General features: G+C 71.6%; 12 protein-coding genes. 5 read left to right on the forward strand and 7 right to left on the reverse strand.

Translation table 11 applies throughout. The features are described from left to right. Window positions 1–46: 46 nt before the first annotated feature. Window positions 47–2,773, reverse strand: coding sequence for a bifunctional acetate--CoA ligase family protein/GNAT family N-acetyltransferase (locus tag INTCA_RS09875; protein ID WP_244859814.1), 2,727 nt, complete (start codon window positions 2,771–2,773; stop codon window positions 47–49). 98 nt (window positions 2,774–2,871) lie between these two features. On the opposite strand from INTCA_RS09875, the gene INTCA_RS09880 reads away from it, so the two are divergent. From INTCA_RS09880 to INTCA_RS09890, 3 genes are all read left to right on the forward strand, one after another. Beyond that, window positions 2,872–3,498 (forward strand): nitroreductase family protein, encoded by a 627-nt coding sequence (locus INTCA_RS09880; RefSeq protein ID WP_013492772.1) that lies wholly within the window; start codon window positions 2,872–2,874, stop codon window positions 3,496–3,498. A 102-nt stretch (window positions 3,499–3,600) separates the two neighbouring features. Next, window positions 3,601–6,057, forward strand: a complete 2,457-nt coding sequence (locus tag INTCA_RS09885) for a DNA gyrase/topoisomerase IV subunit A (RefSeq protein WP_013492773.1) — start codon at window positions 3,601–3,603, stop codon at window positions 6,055–6,057. 44 nt (window positions 6,058–6,101) lie between these two features. Next, entirely contained in the window at window positions 6,102–7,142 is a 1,041-nt protein-coding gene (locus INTCA_RS09890; protein WP_234423995.1) for a ferredoxin family protein, read from the forward strand. A gap of 88 nt (window positions 7,143–7,230) precedes the next feature. On the opposite strand, the gene INTCA_RS09895 is transcribed toward INTCA_RS09890, so the two are convergent. Continuing rightward, window positions 7,231–9,363 carry a DNA gyrase/topoisomerase IV subunit B gene (locus INTCA_RS09895; RefSeq protein WP_013492775.1) on the reverse strand — a complete coding sequence of 711 codons (2,133 nt, stop codon included), beginning with the start codon at window positions 9,361–9,363 and terminating at the stop codon, window positions 7,231–7,233. 317 nt (window positions 9,364–9,680) lie between these two features. Here INTCA_RS09895 and INTCA_RS09900 point away from each other — a divergent pair, with 317 nt between their 5' ends. Further along, entirely contained in the window at window positions 9,681–9,905 is a 225-nt protein-coding gene (locus INTCA_RS09900) for a DUF7455 domain-containing protein (protein ID WP_013492776.1), read from the forward strand. Between the two features lie 46 nt (window positions 9,906–9,951). Then, complete coding sequence (locus INTCA_RS09905; RefSeq protein WP_013492777.1) at window positions 9,952–10,440, forward strand: DUF456 domain-containing protein; 489 nt, start codon at window positions 9,952–9,954, stop codon at window positions 10,438–10,440. 45 nt (window positions 10,441–10,485) lie between these two features. Here the strand turns inward: INTCA_RS09905 and INTCA_RS09910 are convergent, their stop codons facing one another. The 5 genes from INTCA_RS09910 to INTCA_RS09930 all read right to left on the reverse strand — a co-directional run bounded on the left by INTCA_RS09910 (window position 10,486) and on the right by INTCA_RS09930 (window position 17,838). Further along, window positions 10,486–10,887, reverse strand: coding sequence for a DUF3040 domain-containing protein (locus tag INTCA_RS09910; RefSeq protein ID WP_013492778.1), 402 nt, complete (start codon window positions 10,885–10,887; stop codon window positions 10,486–10,488). Between the two features lie 115 nt (window positions 10,888–11,002). Beyond that, window positions 11,003–12,313 (reverse strand): DNA polymerase IV, encoded by a 1,311-nt coding sequence (gene dinB / locus INTCA_RS09915; protein ID WP_013492779.1) that lies wholly within the window; start codon window positions 12,311–12,313, stop codon window positions 11,003–11,005. Window positions 12,314–12,364: 51 nt separating this feature from the next. Beyond that, window positions 12,365–13,129 (reverse strand): class I SAM-dependent methyltransferase, encoded by a 765-nt coding sequence (locus tag INTCA_RS09920; RefSeq protein ID WP_013492780.1) that lies wholly within the window; start codon window positions 13,127–13,129, stop codon window positions 12,365–12,367. A 42-nt stretch (window positions 13,130–13,171) separates the two neighbouring features. Further along, the gene (locus INTCA_RS09925) at window positions 13,172–17,347 is read right to left on the reverse strand and encodes a DNA polymerase III subunit alpha (protein WP_013492781.1); all 4,176 of its coding nucleotides are present in this window, start codon (window positions 17,345–17,347) and stop codon (window positions 13,172–13,174) included. Beyond that, window positions 17,347–17,838: an SAV_6107 family HEPN domain-containing protein gene (locus INTCA_RS09930; RefSeq protein ID WP_234423996.1), complete on the reverse strand. Its 492-nt coding sequence runs from the start codon at window positions 17,836–17,838 to the stop codon at window positions 17,347–17,349. Before INTCA_RS09930 ends, INTCA_RS09925 begins: the two co-directional genes overlap by 1 nt. Window positions 17,839–17,906: the final 68 nt, after the last annotated feature.

The raw sequence follows: 17,906 nt of genomic DNA on the forward strand, positions 1-17,906 counted from the left end.
TTCGTCGCCGGTACGTCCCAGTAGTCGGCGACCGGGCACCTTGGCCTCACGTGAGGCTGCGGCGCCCGGTGTCCTTGCGCACGAGGGCAGGGCTGATGACGACCTCGGCGCCCAGGACGTCCACTCCCCCGGTCCAGGCGTTCACCGGGTTGAGCTCGATCGACGCGAGCTCGGCCAGGTCGTCCTTGAGCACGGACAACCGGGCGATGAGGTCGGCAAGGGCCGCTCGGTGCACCGGCGCGGCCCCCCGGTGCCCGGAGAGCAGCGGCGCTGCCCGGACACCGTTGATGAGGTCGGTCACGTCGACATCCGTGAGCGGCGGGATCCGATGGGCGATGTCGCCGAGCAGGTCGGTGGGGGGTCCGGCCACGGAGAAGCTGATGACGGGACCGAAGAGCGGGTCCTCCGTCGCCTTGAGGACGCAGGAGACGCCGGGAACCGCCATTCGCTGGACCACGAAGCGGTCGGCACCGAGCGGCCGGAGCCGCTCGGTGAGGGACGCGTGGGCGTCGCGGAGAGCGTCCCCATCGCCGAGGTCGGCCCGCACGCCCGCGAGACCCGGCTGGTGGCGCACCACGGGGGACGTCGACTTGAGGATCACCGGATAGCTGAGCACCTCCGCTGCCGCGACCGCCTCGTCGACGCTCGAGACCTCGATCGCGGGCCAGGGCCGGATCCCGTAGGTGTTGAGCAGCTCGGCGACCTCCTCCCGCGTCAGAGGACGTCCCTCTGGGCTCGCGGCCAGCCAGGAGTCGAGCAGCTCGGTGGCGCGGGCGCGGTCGATCCCCACCGGCGCCACGGGCAGACCCCGGTCGCGAGCCCGCCACTGGGCATAGCTGGTCACGGAGCGCAGGGCGCGGATCCCGTCCTCAGGCATCGCGTACGACGGAACCGAGCGGTCCTCGCCCTCAGAGGTGGTGTACCGGAGGCCACCGTCGACGCCGCGCATGCCGAGGAAGGTGGCCACACACGGCTTGTCGTACTTGGCGACGACGTTGCGCACGGCGAGCGACACCTGCTCGTCCGGGGTGACCAGTGGCGGGATGAAGGCGACGACCACGCTGTCGACCTTGGGGTTGTTGAAGGCGGCGTCGAGGGCCTCGGCGAACTCCTCGGCCGAAGCCTGCGGGAGCAGGGAGACCGGTCCGTGGGTCACGCGCAGGCCCCAGCTCTCGGCCGCGGAGGCGCTCAGCGAGCCGAGGGCGTCAGAGTTGCCGACGATGGCGATCCGCTCGCCCGTCGGGAGCGGCTGGTGCAAGGTCAGCTGCGCCACGTCGAAGAGCTGGTGGACGTTCTCCACGCGGATCACCCCAGCCTGGCGGAGCAGAGCGTCGAAGGCCTGCGGCGGGACGTTGGGGGTCCGGGTCCGGTGCCCCGGAGGGACGGCATACTGCGAGACGCCTGACGACACGACGATCACGGGCTTGACGGAAGCGAGGTGTCGGGCGATCCGCGAGAACTTGCGCGGGTTGCCCATCGACTCCAGGTAGAGCCCCACCGTGGTCGTGTCCTGGTCGTCGATCCAGTACTGCATGAGGTCGTTGCCGGACACGTCGATCCGGTTGCCGGCCGAGGCGAAGATCGAGATGCCCAGGCCACGGCGGGCAGCGGAGGCAAGCACCGCGATGCCGAGCGCGCCGCTCTGGGCGAAGAGGCCGAGCCGGCCCTCCGCCGGGATCACCGAGGCCAGGGTGGCGTTGAGCCGGACCCCGCGCTGGTTGTTGATCAGTCCGAAGCTGTTGGGGCCGACGACCCGCATGCCGGCGCTCCGGGCGCTGGTGCGGAGCCGTTCCTGTAGCCGCGCCCCCTCCTCATCGGCCTCGGCGAAACCCGACGAGAGGACGAGCAGGGCCTTGACCCCGGCCCGGCCGCACTCCTCCACGACCTCGACCGAGTCCACGGCCGGGACGACGACCACCGCGAGGTCGACCGGTCCGGGTGCGTCGGCGATCGTCGGGTAGGCCTGCAGCCCCTGGATCTCCGCCGCCTCTCGGTGGATCGGGTAGAGCTCCCCCTCGAACCCCGCGCCGATGAGGTTGCGCAGGACCAGGGCCCCGGTCGACTCCGCCCGACGGCTCGCGCCGATGATCGCCACCTTCTCCGGGAAGAGGATCGTGCGCATGCTCCTGGACTCGGCCCGGTGCTCTCTGGAGAGCTGGACCGCCTTGGACTGCTCGGTCGGCAAGATGTCGAACGAGAGACCCACCACGCCGTCCTCGATGTGGCTCGAGACCTCGTAGCCCGCGTCCTTGAAGACCATCAGCATCTTGCGGTTCTGCGGGAGCACCTCGGCCCGGAACCGCGTGATGCCCACGTCGGGGGCGATCGCGGCGAGGTGCTCGAGCAGGACCGAGCCGATGCCCTTGCCCTGCATGTGGTCGGAGATGTTGAACGCCACCTCGGCGCTGGCCGCGTCGATCCGGTCGAACCGGCCGACGCCGATGATCTCGCCGTTGAGGATGGCGACGAGGGCGACCCGGTCGTGGTAGTCCACGTGGGTGAAGCGGTGGACGTCACGGTCGCTCAGCTCCCGCAACGGGGCGAAGAACCGGAAGTAGATCGACTCGTCGGACTGGCGGTTGTGGAACTGGCGCAGGCGGTCGGCGTCCGCCGGCTCGATCGGCCGCACGTGGCACACGGTCCCGTCCCGCAGGACGACATCCGCCTCCCACTCGATCGGCGGCTTCGGCCAGGCCTCAGGCTCGACAGCGCCGCCCTGGGCGCCGGGGCCAACCACCTGCGACGCCGCCGGCATCTCGCTGCCTCCCACCATGGGCCCATCGTTTCACGAGCGGGCCCCTCACGTCGCCGACCGACCCACCCACGGCGCGCTCCCGCCGCCGCCGAGCCGTCTGGTGCGAGGCTGGCGCCATGGAGTTCTCCGACGTGGTGCGTCGTCGCCGCATGGTCCGGCGCTACGACCCCGACCGACCCGTGCCCCGCGAGACCGTGGAGCGCTGCCTCCAGCACGCCGTGCGCGCCCCGAGCGCCGGCTTCAGCCAGGGCTGGGACTTTCTCGTCCTGAGCGAGGAGGCGGAGCGGGACCTGTTCTGGAGGACCACGACGAGTCCGGAGGCTCCGAGCGACACCTGGCTCAGCGGCATACGGCAGGCGCCGGTGCTCATCCTCTGCCTCTCCGACAAGGAGGCCTACCTCGACCGCTACGCCGCACCCGACAAGGGCTGGACCGACCGCGACGAGTCGCGGTGGCCGGTCCCCTACTGGGACATCGACACCGGGATGGCGGCGCTGCTCATGCTGCTCACCGCGGTCGACGAAGGGCTCGGCGGCCTCTTCTTCGGCGTCCCCCCGAGCCACCACGAGGCCGTGAAGACGGCCTTCGGCATCCCCGCCGCCCGGCGCGTCGTCGGCGTCGTGTCGATCGGCCACTCGCTCCCCGGGCCCCGGAGCCCCAGCCTCAGGCGGACGCGACGGACGGCCGCGGACGTCGCCCACTGGGGGCGCTTCGGGCACCGGCACCCCGAGTGCGACGCCTGAGCGACCGCGGTTCCGGCCGCCCCGGCGTGGCAGGTCCCGCGCCCGCGACCCGGTGCGCGAAGATGGGGTGTTCGCCCCCCGCAGCAAGGAGCCCCACCCGGCATGGCCCGACGTACCGCCACCACGCCTCCCCCTGAGGACTTCGAGGAGAAGATCGTCGGGATCGACGTCGAGGAGGAGATGCAGAACGCCTTCCTCGAGTACTCCTACAGCGTCATCTACTCGCGCGCCCTGCCCGACGCGCGCGACGGCCTGAAGCCGGTCCAGCGCCGGATCCTCTACGGCGCCAACGAGCTCGGCGTGCGCCCGGACCGCGGCCACGTGAAGAGCCAGCGCATCGTCGGCGAGGTGATGGGCAAGTACCACCCGCACGGCGACACCGCCATCTACGACGCGCTCGTCCGCATGGCCCAGCCCTTCACCCTGCGCCTGCCCCTGATCGACGGGCACGGCAACTTCGGCTCGCTCGACGACGGCCCCGCCGCCGCCCGCTACACCGAGGCGCGCCTCGCGGAGTCCGCGCTGCTCATGGTCTCCGGCCTGGACGAGAACACCGTCGACTTCGTGCCGAACTACGACGACACCCAGTACCAGCCCGAGGTGCTGCCGGCCGCGTTCCCCAACCTGCTCGTCAACGGCGCCTCGGGCATCGCCGTCGGCATGGCCACCAACATGGCGCCCCACAACCTCATCGAGGTCATCGGCGCGGCCCGCCACCTGATCGCCAACCCGTCCTGCTCCCTCGACGAGCTGATGAAGTTCGTCCCGGGGCCCGACCTTCCCGGCGGCGGCCGGATCGTCGGCCTCGAGGGCATCCGGGACGCCTACCTGACCGGGCGGGGCAGCTTCCGCACCCGGGCCACCGCCCGGATCGAGAACATCACCCCTCGCCGCAAGGGCATCGTCGTCACCGAGCTGCCCTACCTCGTCGGCCCCGAGAAGGTCATCGAGAAGATCCGCGACCTGGTCCAGAGCAAGAAGCTGCAGGGCATCAGCGACCTCAAGGACCTGTCCGACCGCGGGCACGGGCTGCGCCTCGTCATCGAGGTCAAGAACGGCTTCAACCCGGACGCGGTGCTCGAGCAGCTCTACCGCCTGACGCCGATGGAGGAGAACTTCGGCATCAACAACGTGGCCCTCGTCGAGGGCCAGCCGCGGACCCTGGGCCTCAAGCAGCTGCTGCAGGTCTACGTCGACTTCCGCACCGACGTGGTCCGGCGCCGGACCGAGCACCGCCTCGCCAAGCGCGAGGAACGCCTCCACCTCGTCGAGGGCCTGCTCATCGCCATCGTCGACATCGACGAGGTCATCCAGGTCATCCGCTCGAGCGACGACGCCGCCACGGCCAAGACGCGGCTCATGGACGTCTTCGACCTCTCCGACCCGCAGGCGACCTACATCCTCGACCTCCAGCTCCGGCGCCTCACGCGGTTCTCGCGGATCGAGCTCGAGTCCGAGAAGTCCGAGCTCGAGCGGCAGATCGAGGAGCTCCGCGCCCTGCTCGAGAGCGACAGGCTGCTCCTCAAGCTCGTGTCCACCGAGCTGGCGGAGGTCGCGAAGAAGCACGGCACGCCCCGCCGCACGGTGCTCCTCGAGAGCTCCGGACAGGCCCGCCCCACGACGACGGCGACGCCGCTCGAGATCACGGACGACCCCTGCTGGGTCCTGCTGTCCTCGACGGGCCTGCTCGCCCGCACGGTGGGCCCGGAGCCGGTCACGGCCGAAGGGTCACGGTCCAGGCACGACGCCCTCGTGGGGGCGGTGCGCACGACGGCGCGGGGCGAGCTCGGCCTCGTCACGACGTCCGGACGGATGGTGCGGCTCTCTGCGCTCGAGCTGCCCACCCTCCCCCCGACGAACGGCGCGCCGAGTCTGGGCGGCGGTGCCCCGCTGGCCGCCTACGTCGACCTGGCCAAGGACGAGGAGCCGCTCACCATCGTGCCGATCGGTGCCGAGGCCCCCGTGGTCGCCCTCGGCACCGCGTCCGGTGTCGTCAAGCGCGTCTCCCCGGACACCCCCAAGGGGACCGACTGGTCCCTCATCAGCCTCAAGGACGGGGACCGGGTGGTCGGTGCCGCCGTGGCCGACCGAGACGACCTCGATCTCGTGTTCATCACGAGCGACGCGCAACTGCTCCGCTTTGCCGCGAAGACCGTTCGCCCGCAGGGTCGGTCCGCGGGGGGCATGGCCGGCGTGAAGCTGGCCGCCGGCGCGAGCGCCGTCTTCTTCGGGGTCGTCGACCCGAGCTCGGACGGCGTGGTCGTGACCTCGGCCGGCTCGTCCGGGGCTCTGCCCGGCACGGAGGCCGGCACGCTCAAGGTGACGCCCTACTCCGAGTATCCGCCGAAGGGTCGGGCCACCGGTGGGGTCCGCTGCCACCGCTTCCTCAAGGGCGAGGACACGCTGGTCGTCGCGTTCGCGGGCAACACCCCGGTCCGCGCCTCCGCGGCCAACGGCGTGGCCATTGAGCTTCCGCCGGCAACCGGGCGGCGGGACGGCTCCGGCACTCCGACGACGTCCGTCATCGCGGCGGTCGTCGCCCCGCCACCGGCCCCATGACCGGCCCCATGACCGGCCCCGTGACAGGCCCCATGACCGGCCCCGTGAGCGCTGCAGCGCCCGGCGCGGTCCCCGAGGGGGCGGATGACCTCGGCCGCCACCCGGCCACCGCCGGCCACGCGCAGCCGGCGGCAGACGCGTGCTCGGTGCTGTGGGACGGTGACGGCACGAGCGCGTTCGGGACGAGCGCGAGAGCCGCCTTCTTCGTCGTCCTCGAGCAGTCCGGGCCCTGGGGCCGGGTGGCCGCCGTCGAGTCACACCTGGACCCGGCCCTCGGCGCGGAGCTCGACGGTCGCTGCTCAGGGGCCGGCGGACGGTTCATGCTCATCCGCCGCCCCGGCGGTCACCCGGACCGGGACGGTCCGCACCGCGCCCTGGTCGCCCACGCGGGCCACCGTGGTGACGAGGCCTGGCTGCTGTCCGCCGAGCTGGACCACCCCGGTGACCTGCTCTCGCTCGACTGGACCGCCCTCGCCAGTGGCCGTCAGCGTCTCGTGCGGGCGTCCCTGCCCGGGGCCGAGGAGGCGCCGCCCCAGCTGCTCATCTGCACCAACGGCCGACGGGACGTCTGCTGCGCGGTCCGCGGGCGGCCGCTCGCGGCCGCAGCGGCCGCCCTCTCCCGGGACGCGGCGGAGCGCGTGTGGGAGGTGTCGCACACCGGCGGTCACCGGTTCGCCCCCACCGCGGTGCTCCTGCCGTGGGGGCAGGGCTTCGCCCGCCTCGACGAGACGTCAGCCGCGTGGGTGCTGGGAGCCAGCGGCAGCGGTCACATCCCGCAAGAGCTGCTCGGTGCAGCTCATGACCGGGGCCGCGCGCCGTTGACCCCTGCGGCACAGTGCGCCGAGTCCCACGTCCGGGCCCTGGCGGGTGAGACGCGGCTCGGTGCCCTGTGGGCCCGCCCGCCCGCGCCCGGCGACGAGACGGCCATCGAGGTCGAGCACGAGGACGGCCGCCGCTGGCGGGTGCAGGTGCAGCGACGTCCGCTCGGGGTGACCCGGCCGGAGTCGTGTGGCAAGTCGCCGGTCGACGTGTTCGAGTACGTCGCGGCCGTGGTCGCCGGACCAGACCACCCAGCCACCGACTGACCTCGCCGTATGCCGCTGAGCCGGCTCAGCGGCATACGGCCGGCTGACGCTGGTGTGCGGTTGGGCGGGGCGGCACCGAAGGTGCGCGTCAGGCGTCGATCCGCTCGCGGTCGACCTCCGCAGCGGACTCGATGATGAAGTCCTTGCGCGGTGCCACCTCGTTGCCCATGAGCAGCTCGAAGGTCCCCTCGGCCGCCTCGAAGTCCCGCATGGTGACCCGCCGCAGGGTGCGGTGCCGCGGGTCCATCGTCGTGTCCGCGAGCTGGTCGGCGTTCATCTCGCCGAGGCCCTTGTACCGCTGCATCGGCTGCTTGATCTTCTTGCCGGTCTTCTCCAGGCGGGCGACCGTGCGACGCATCTCGATCTCGTTGTACGTGTAGATGAGCTCGTTCTTCTTCGCGCCGGCGTTGACCACCTCGATGCGGTGCAGCGGGGGCATCGCGGCGTAGACGCGGCCGGCCTCCACGAGCGGACGCATGTACCTGAAGAAGAGGGTCAGCAGCAGGGTGCGGATGTGAGCGCCGTCGACGTCGGCGTCGGTCATGATGATGACCTTGCCGTATCGGGCGGCCGCGAGGTCGAAGCTGCGTCCCGAGCCGGCGCCGATGACCTGGATGATCGAAGCACACTCGGCGTTCTTGAGCATGTCCGACACCGAGGCCTTCTGGACGTTGAGGATCTTTCCGCGGATCGGCAGCAGCGCCTGGAACTCCGAGTTGCGCGCCTCCTTGGCGGTGCCCATCGCCGAGTCGCCCTCGACGATGAACAGCTCCGACCGGTCGACGTCGTTGGTGCGGCAGTCCCGGAGCTTGGTCGGCAGGGTCGAGCTCTCCAAGGCGTTCTTGCGGCGCTGCGTCTCCTTGTGCAGCCGCGCGCTGATCCGCGACTTCATCTCGGAGACGACCTTCTCGAGCAGCAGCGCGGCCTGCGCCTTGTCGCCGCGCTTGGTCGAGGTCAGCCTCGCCGTCAGCTCGGTCTCGACGACCCTGGCGACGATGGCGCGCACGGCGTTGGTGCCCAGGACCTCCTTGGTCTGTCCCTCGAACTGGGGCTCGGCCAGGCGGACCGTGACGACCGCAGTCATGCCTGCGAGGACGTCGTCCTTGTCGGGCTTGTCGTTGCCGACCTTGAGCCGCCGGCCGTTGATCTCCAGCTGGCGCCGGAACACCTTGAGCAGCGCCTGCTCGAACCCGGCGACGTGGGTGCCCCCCTTGGGCGTGGTGATGATGTTGACGAACGACTGCATCCGCGCGTCGTAGCCCTGCCCCCAGCGGAGCGCGACGTCGACGACGCACTCGCGCTCCAGCTCGGTCGGGCTCATGTGCCCCTCGTTGTCGAGGATCGGCACCGTCTCCTTGAACGTCCCCGACCCCTGCAGGCGCCACACGTCGGTCACCGGCGGGTCAGGGGCGAGGAACTCGACGAACTCGGTGATCCCACCGTCGTGGTGGAAGACCTCCTCGACCGGCCCGTCAGCCGCCGGCGTGCCGGGGAGGCGCCGCTCGTCCCGGATCACCAGGCGTAGGCCGGGGACGAGGAACGAGGTCTGGCGGGCCCTCCCGACGAGGGCGTCGTAGTCGAGGACCGACCCCTTGAGGAAGATGTGGGGGTCGGGCCAGAACCGCACCCGGGAACCGGTGACGCCGCGCTTCGTCTTGCCGATGACCGGCACCGCGCTGCGCTTCTCGTACGGCTCGAAGGGCGAGTCCGGGGAGTGCCCGGAGCCCGAGTCGGTGAAGATGCCGGGCTCGCCGCGGCGGAAGCTCATCCCGTAGGTCCTGCCGTCTCGGTCCACCTCGACGTCGAGGCGGGCCGAGAGTGCGTTGACGACGGACGCGCCGACGCCGTGGAGGCCGCCGGTGGCCGCGTAGGAGGTCCCGCCGAACTTGCCGCCGGCGTGGAGCTTGGTGAAGACGAGCTCCACCCCGGAGAGCCCGGTGCGGGGCTCCATGTCGACCGGGATCCCGCGCCCGTTGTCCCGGACCTCGATGGAGCCGTCGCGGGCCAGGATGACGTCGATGTGGTCGCACACGCCGGCCAGCGCCTCGTCGACGGCGTTGTCGATGATCTCCCACAGGCAGTGCATGAGGCCGCGCTGGTCCGTCGAGCCGATGTACATGCCGGGGCGCTTGCGCACGGCTTCGAGTCCCTCGAGGACCTGAAGGTGGCGAGCGGTGTAGTCACCGTTGCCGTTGGGGGCGGGGCGGGAGGCGGAGGCCAAGGCGGTCGATCACTCTCTTCGTGGGTCCGGCGGGCAACGGAAGCCTAACGACCCTGCCGGGCCCGTGCCGGGAGGCTCGCGGCAGGTGGCTGAATGGGTACGTGACGCGTAACGATCCGGACATGACGCAGGTCTCAGGCGCCTTGCCTCCGGGGCGGGAAGGAATCCGCGTGATTCACTGTTGGAACGTCCACGACGCACGACGAGAGGGTGATGGAGCCCCGGCGGGGCAACGAGATCCTTTGGTCGAGCGTCTTGGTATATGACAGGGTTCAGTCTCGGCTGAGCCCACAGAGGGTGGAGAGAAGGCGAGCACGATGAACACAGCACTGGCACCCGAACTGACCGCGTCCGACCGCTGCGACCGCTGCGGCGCCCAGGCCTACATCCGCGCTCGTCTCGTCACCGGCGGAGAGCTGCTCTTCTGCGCCCACCACGGTCGACAGCACCTCCCCGCCCTGATGGATCAGGCGGTCGACATCCGGGACGAGAGTGACCGGCTGTCCGAGGTGCCCAGGTCTGCCCCGGTTGACGAGCACTGACCAGGCGCTGGGACGCGGCTGATCGACGCTCCGTCATGACCCCGCCGTGATCACCGGGACCAACGTCCTGGTCCTGCTCATCATGCTGGTGGGCACCGTCGGGGTCGTCGTTCCAGTCCTGCCTGGGCTGCTCCTCGTCTGGGGAGCGACCTTGCTCTGGGCCGTCACCATGCAGTCCACGGCGGGGTGGCTGACCTTAGCCGTCGCCACCGCGATCTATGCCGCCGGACTGGTCTCCCAGTACGTCGTGCCCGGCCGCCGGATGCGCGCCACGGGAGTGGACGCCAGGATCATCGCGATCGCTCTCGTCGCGGGCGTCATCGGGCTGTTCGTCATCCCGGTTCTCGGTGCGCCGCTCGGATTCGTCGGGACGGTGTACGTGCTCGAGCGCGCCACCCTCCGCAGCCATCAGCGCGCGTGGGACGCCACCCGTCACGCGGTGAGTGCGGTGGCGCTGAACGTGGGGATCGAGCTCCTCACGGCCGTTCTCATCATCGCCACGTGGGGGGTCGGCGTCCTCGTGACCCGACCGTGAGCGCTGCGGCCAGCCCGGAACTCACGACCCGCCTCGTCCGTGACCTCACATCTGGTCGTGACGCCGCTTGTCCCATCGCTGCTCGAGCCGCTCCATGAAGGTGCCCGACTTGCCGCCGGGCGCGCCACCCGTGGCCTTCTTCCTGGGTTTCACCCCACCGTCCTCGCCGACGGAACCGAGCGGTTGCTTTGCCGGCGTGATCGCCCAGACGATCCCGGCGACCATGGCTGCGAAGCCGACGGCGCCGAGCCAGATGTTCGAGATCATGGCCGCGAAGATGATCAACGCCAAACCGACGACGCCCGCTGCAACACCTACGACGATTCGTCCCCGACCGAGCGCGCCCGACTTCGTCTTCTCGATCCGCGACGCGAATCGCGGGTCCTCGGCGTAGAGGGCCTCCTCCATCTGCTGGAGCAGTGCCTCCTCGTGTTCCGAGAGTGCCACGTGGCACCTCCCTGTCCTGCAGTGTTGTCGACTCGGCCGTCCTGCGACTGTCCGTCGCAGGAGGTTCTCCCCTTCAGGATAAGTGTCGTTTACCCTCCTGTGAACCCGAACGAACCTAGGTCGCCGTGGGTTCCGGGTTTCGACCCGGTCGGCGCCCCGGCGCGGCGGGCAGTCGAGGGCTCAGGGCCGGGGCTGCTGCCGTGCCCGAGTCGGGAATCAGGCTGGCGGGGCGGACGGCTCCGGCCCCGAACCGTGCGCTGGCCCGGTCGACGGCCCGGTCCGCGTCCCGCCAGCCGTGCTCCGGCTCGTCGAGCGCGGACTGGATGGGCGCCGCAGTGGCCGGCACGAGTCCCTCGAGCCGCACGCCCACCAGCCGGATCCGAGCCCGCTGGAGGGCGAGCCGATCGAACAGCTCGACGGCAGTGGCGAAGATCTCACGGGAGACGTCCGTATGGTGGCGCAGCGTCTTGGCCCTCGTGATGGTCGTGAAGTCGGAGAACCGCACCTTGATCGAGATGGTGCGTCCGGCCATCCCCGCGGAGCGAGCCCGCGCCGCGGTGCGGTCTGCGAGCCTGAGGAGCTCCCGATGGATGCGAACCGGGTCGTCGATGTCGTGGGCGAAGGTCTCGTCCGCACCGATCGACTTCTCCCGGCGCTCGGGGACCACGCTGCGCGGATCACGCCCCCAGGCGAGGTCGTGCAGGTTGCGGCCCGCGACGTCCCCGAGGGCGCGCTGCAGGGTCTCGACGGGCGTGTGGGCCAGGTCCGCGACCGTGCGCAGCCCGAGCCGGTGCAGGTGCTCCTCCGTCTTGTCACCGACGCCCCAGATGGCGCCGACCGGGAGCTGATGGATGAAGGAGACGGTCTCGGCGCGTGGGACGACGATCAGACCGTCCGGCTTGGCGAGCGCCGAGGCGAGCTTGGCGACGAACTTGGTCGAGGCGACGCCGACCGAGCAGGTGATTCCCTGTTCGTCGGCGATCGTGTCGCGCAACCGCTCCGCGATGAGGGTGGGAGGTCCCAGTCGTCGCACGGCTCCGGCGACGTCGAGGAAGGCCTCGTCGAGGGAGAGTGGCTCGACGTGCTCCGTGACCGCGGCGAACGTCGCCATGACCGCCTCGGAGATGGCGGCGTACCGCCGGTGGTCGGGGACGATGACGACGGCCTGCGGGCAGAGCCGACGGGCCCGCGCCATCGGCATGGCCGACGCCACCCCGAAGGCTCTGGCTTCATACGTCGCGGAGAGGACCACCGACCTGCCCCCGGCACCGCCGATGATGACCGGCTTGCCGCGCAGATCGGGTCTGGAGATCAGCGAGGCGGACGCGTAGAAGGCGTCCATGTCGACGTGCAGGATGGTGCAGCCCGTGTCGTCGGGCGGCCCTTCCTCGGTCCGGGTCGGCGCAGTGAACTGGCGACGGCTCATCTCCGGTCCACCATCGGGACAGCGCCGGGGGCCCGTCGAACCGCGGGGGACTCAGTCGCGGCGCGCGATGAGGTGGAGACCATTTCCGAGGGTCCGGAGGAACTCGCGTCCGGGACCGGCCACGAGGATCTCGTCGAGCTCGGCCAGTGCCACACGGTCCGACTCGGAGTCGATGAGGGACGCGGGGACGAGGTGTCCGAGGATGTTCGTCCCGCGGACCTGGACGACGCGGAGGCCGGCGCCGGTGAGCAGCTCCTCGAGCCGGTCGAGGTCGAAGCGCCGGGGCAGGGGGTCGGTCCGACCCCAGCGGCCGTCGGGGTCGAGCAGGGCGGCGCGGGCCTGGGCGAACTCGCCTGCGACCGCCTTGGCGAGGACCACCGCGAGGCGCCCTGCGACGAGGAGCGACAGGGTGCCGTCGGGGCGAAGGATGTCGGAGATGGCGCGCAGCGTGGCCGCCGGGTCGTCGACGAACTCGAGGGCGCCGTGGCAGCAGACGAGGTCGAAGCGGCGTCCGGACAGCACGCTGTCCAGCGTGTCGCCATCTCCTTGGATCGCGGTGAGGTTGTCATGGATACCGGCCTCACGGACCCGGCGTGCGAGGGCGGCGAGGGCATCCGGGCTGGGGTCGACGACGGTGACCTGGTGGCCGTCCTCTGCGAGAGGGACGGCGACCCCGCCCGTGCCGCCCCCGAGATCGAGCACGTCGAGCTGGCGCCCGAGGATGCGGGCCTCCTCGTCGGCGTGGGTGCGCACGGAGGAGACGACGGCGGACAGGCGGGCACCGACGCGGTGCTGCGGATGCTGCTCGTCTGGCACGACGTCCTCCGGGGCTGGCGGCAGGGTTCTGGCAGGTTCACCCTAGTGCCCCGCACTTCCCGGACTCGCGTGCCACAGCTTGCGTGGCGGCCCCTGCGGGATGTCCGAGGGCACGAGCGAGGCCGCGCTGCGGGACTCCCGGACGTCGCCCCCGGCAGGACGGATGTCGGCGTAGGGCGACTGCTTGAACCCGGAGGCGTGCACGAGCACCCGACGCCCGGCTGGGGTCTCTCCGACCCCGAGGTGCCGGTCCTGGCCGCCGTCTCCCGCATTCTCCGGGAGCGGTTCCGCCCGCTCCCGGGCGACCCGGTCAGCGGTTTCGAGGGCATCGCGTACGGCGGCGATTCCGCCCGCGGTCCAGGCGTCCTGCAGGCCGCTCAGCTCCCAGGCGCCGGTGGCCCGGATCGACAGCCCCTTGGGTCCGGTACGGCGCACGAGGCCCCGGCAGAGGAGCAGCCAGGAATGGAAGACCGTCGATGCATAGGGCCCCTGGACGTCCTCGAAGAAGGTGAGGTCGACGGGACCGGTCGCGTCATCGAGGGTGAGGAAGACGACGCGGCGCCCGGACCGGATGGGCGGAGTCTGCGTCGCCACCTTGACCCCCGCCACCCAGACCTCACGACCGCTCCGCCCGGACAGCAACTCGTCCGCGCGGGCCACCCCGAGGGCATCGAGCATCGGGCGGTAGAAGTCGACGACGTGACCGCTGGCATCGAGGCCGAGCACCTCGAGCTCGGCGCGAACCCGCTCGGGCCCGGTCATCTCCGGCAACCCGCTCGTCGCAGTGAGCCGGGGGGTGTCCCCGAGGTCGAGGGCGAGCTGCACCGGAACCTGTGAGGGCACCGGGGCGGGCGCCCGGGACTGCGCTGCGGCAAGGGCCCGGATGTCCCCCGACTCGGACACCGCGGTGGTCCGCCCGCGATGCGACGCGGTGGTGGTGCCCAGACCGGTCGGGGCGCGCCGGCCCACGGCCCGAGCGGACCCGCGCGTCCGACGCTGGGAGGCCGACCAGCGGTCCAGCTCGGCGACGTGGAGCAGCAGGTCGCGCCGCGTCACCCGCCCGCGCCGCCCCAGCCCGCTGCGCGACCCCGCGGCAGCGCGCTGGCGGGGACCACGGGACGCGGGTCCGTCCGACCCGGCGGAAGGCCTTCCGGCCGGCTCGCGGGAGCCGCTCCCGACGGAGCTGCCGTGGGTCGGGTCCTGACCCAGTCCACCGGGCACGAGCCCGCCCGTGACGATGTCGTGGAGGGAGTCGAAGGCCCCGGCGAGGACGAGCCGCTCCGCCGTCGGCCGGGACACGCGGGCGCGTTGCCAGAAGTCGGAGAGGCTGGCGTAGGGCTGTGCTGCGACGATGCCGGCGATCTCCAGGTCGGAGATGCCGCGCACGTCGGCGAGGGAGAGTCGGATGGCCTCGTCGCCGTCCTCGGTGCGCTCGAAGCGGTACTCCCCTGTCGAGACGTTGACGTCGAGGCCGAGGATCGTGATGCCGAAGGCCCGGGCGTCATCGAGGATGAGCCGCTTCGGGTACATGCCCGGGTCATGGGTGAGCACCCCTGCGAGGAACGCGGCCGGGTGGTGGGTCTTCAGCCAGGCGGACTGGTACGTCGGCAGGGCGAAGGCTGCCGCGTGGGCCTTGCAGAACCCGAAGGAGGCGAAGGCCTTGAGGACGTCCCAGATCCGGTCGACGTCCTCGCGGGAGTAGCCCCGGGCGAGGGCGGCCGGCCGCCACCACTTCTCGACCTTCTCCTGCCCCTGCGGGGACCCGAGCGCCCGGCGCACCTCGTCGGCCTCGGCCAAGGTCACGCCGGTCGTCTCGGCGACGAGCTTGAGCACCTGCTCGTGGAAGACGACGACCCCCTCGGTCTCCTGCAGGGCGGGCACGAGCGTGGGATGGAGGTAGGTCGGCTCCTTCCATCCCTGTCTCGCGTTGAGGAAGGGGACGATCATGTCGCTCTTGACCGGACCGGGCCGGAAGAGGGAGATGTCGATGATGATGTCCTCGAAGGTCTGCGGCCCGAACTTGCCGATGAGCTCTCGTTGCCCCGGGCTCTCGATCTGGAAGCATCCGAGCGTCCGGGTCGACCGGATCAGCTCGAAGGTCTCCGCGTCGTCGAAGGGCACACTGGCCTCGTCATCGAGGTCGACCTTGGTCCCGTCGACCCGCTCCACCTCCGCCACCGCCTGGGCCATCGCCGACTGCATCCGGATGCCGAGGATGTCGAGCTTGAGCAGGCCCAGCGCCTCGACGTCGTCCTTGTCGAACTGGCTCATCGGAAAGCCGAGCCAGCTCGCCTCGACGGGCGTCCGGTCGAGCAGGCCGGAGTCGGAGAGCACCACCCCGCACGGGTGCAGGGCGATGTGGCGCGGGAGCCCGTCGAGGCGCTCGACGATGTCGTACATCAGCTGGAGGCGGGGCACGTCGAGCCCGCTCGCGCGCAGCTCGGGCAGCTCGGCGATGGCGTTGCGGACGTTGCGGGCGGCGATGTGCGGGAACGCCTTGGCCATGGCGTCGATCTCCTGGGGCGGCAGGCCGAGCGCCGCCCCGGCGTCGCGGATCGCGTGCCGCACGCGGTAGGTGTCCATCATCGAGACGCAGGTGACGCGTTCACCCCCGAAGTGGCCGAGGACCCGTTCGTAGATCTCGGTGCGCCGGGCGGACTCGACGTCGATGTCGATGTCGGGCAGCTCCGCCCGGAGCGGTGAGCAGAACCGCTCCATGAGCAGGCCGTGCCGCATCGGCTCCACCCCGGAGATGCCGAGCAGGTAGTTGACGACCGAGCCCGCCCCCGAACCGCGCGCCGCGACCCGGACCCCCATCTCGCGGATGAGGTCGCAGACCTGCGCCACGGTGAGGAAGTACGTCGCGTACCCGAGCGTCTCGATGACCTGCAGCTCGTCCTCGAGCCGCGCACTGACCGCCGCGAGCTCGCTGGTCCCGTGGTCGGGATAGCGCGTCGCGATCGACTCGCGGCACCGCCGCGCCAGCACCGCCTGCGGGCTGACTCCGTCGCGGATGCCGAGCACACCCGGCTCGGGAAGGTGGACCGAACCGATGCCCAGGTCGGCGCGTGGGTCCTGGATGCACTCGGTGGCCAGGGCCGTCGTCCGGGCCACGAGCTCGGCAGCCAGCTGCCGGACCAGGGGACCCCCGCCCACGAGACCCGGGCCGGAGACCTGCACCACGTCACGGGCGAGGGCGTGCATGACCGGCGTGGGTGAGAGGTGCCCCGCTGTCGTGACCCGGTCGAGATGACGCTCGTCCAGCGCGACCAGGCGGCGCGCCGCGTCGAGGACGTCGACGATCGCGGCATCCTGCGGGTCGGCGTGCCGGACCGCCGCGGTGATCACCGTGGGGACCCCGACCTCCCCGGCGAGCGCGAGCATCCGGCCGGCCTGCCCGAGGCTGCCGGGGAGGTCCTCGGGACCGCCGTGGCAGACGATCTCGACGACGAGGCCGTCCCGGGGCAGCAGGTCACGCCACTGCTCGAGCAGCGCGCGGGCGAGGGAGTGTTTCTTGGCGAGCACCGCCCGGCCGACGTCCGAGTCCGGCCCGAGGAGCACCACGAGCCGGGAGGGCGCCGACCGGGTCCTCCCGGACCTCACGAGCTTGACGGCCCTCCCGGGCCTGACGGACTTCCCGGACCTGGCCGGCTCCACGGACTCGGCAACCCTCTCCCTGGGCGTCCCCTCGTCTCCTGCCGTATGCCGCTGGGCTCGCTTCCCGGGTCCCGGGTCCTCGGGAGCGGGGTTGGCGTGCTCGGCGAGCAGTCGCGCGGTCGTCACCGGATTGCCGCGTTCGCCGCTCAGGTGAGTGTCGGTGACGAAGCGGCAGAGCGCAGCCCATCCCACACCCGGCGGGAGACCGGTCCGGCTGCCCCGGGCGAGGACGGTGACCCGAGGGAGGCGTGGGTCGACGAGGGCACCCCCTCGGACGGGGGTGCGCGTGCTGCGTGCCACCGCACCCGTCGCCCCCGGGTAGCGGCGCGGCTCGATCGGGTCCGGTCCGAGGGCGAGGTCGACCCCGAGGATCGGGGCGACATCGTGGGCCAGGCACGCCGTGACGAACTTGACCGCACCGTAGAGGCCGTCACGGTCGGTGAGCGCGAGCGCCGGCTGGCCGAACGCCGCAGCCCGTTCGACGAGCTGCTCCGGCTTGGCCGTGCCATATCGCATCGAGTAGCCCGATGCGACGTGCAGGTGGACGAAGCTGTCGGTCATCAGTCGAGCCGGTCCCCCGGCGCGGGTGTGGACGATGGCGCAGCCCAACCGGAGGAGGCCCCGCCCAAAGGAACCTGGGTCTGCGCTGCCGAGGTGGAGACGAGCAGTGGGGTCGTCAGCTCCGGGAGAGGAATGGTGAGCGGGACCCCGAGAAGGTCCTGGGCGATCTCGAGGAACATCTCGGCCTGGCGGAGCAGGTCGTCGGCCTCTCGAGCGGGGATCCGTCCCCCGCGGTCGATGACCGAGCGATGAGTCGAGCAGGCCGCAAAGAAGGCCGCCCACTCGGCGAGCTCGGGCGCGACGCCGGGCAGGACCTGCCAGACGCTGCGGGGCCGCGACCGGGCCGAGGGGGTGGTCCGCGCCGCCACGATCGCGGCTGCCGCGCGAAGCGCCCCGAGATGGGCGTCCCGGTAGCGCTCGGAGGCGTCGGCCGTGCGGCACGCATCCTCCAAGGTGCACCGGGCCCGCTCGAGCAGGTCGAGCACCGCCACCGAGATGGGCGGCCGGCGAAACGGTGACGAATCGCGGTCCGGCCGGCCCCATGAGGGTGAACGTGAGG

Source organism: Intrasporangium calvum DSM 43043 (assembly GCF_000184685.1).
Taxonomy (GTDB): Bacteria; Actinomycetota; Actinomycetes; order Actinomycetales; family Dermatophilaceae; genus Intrasporangium; species Intrasporangium calvum.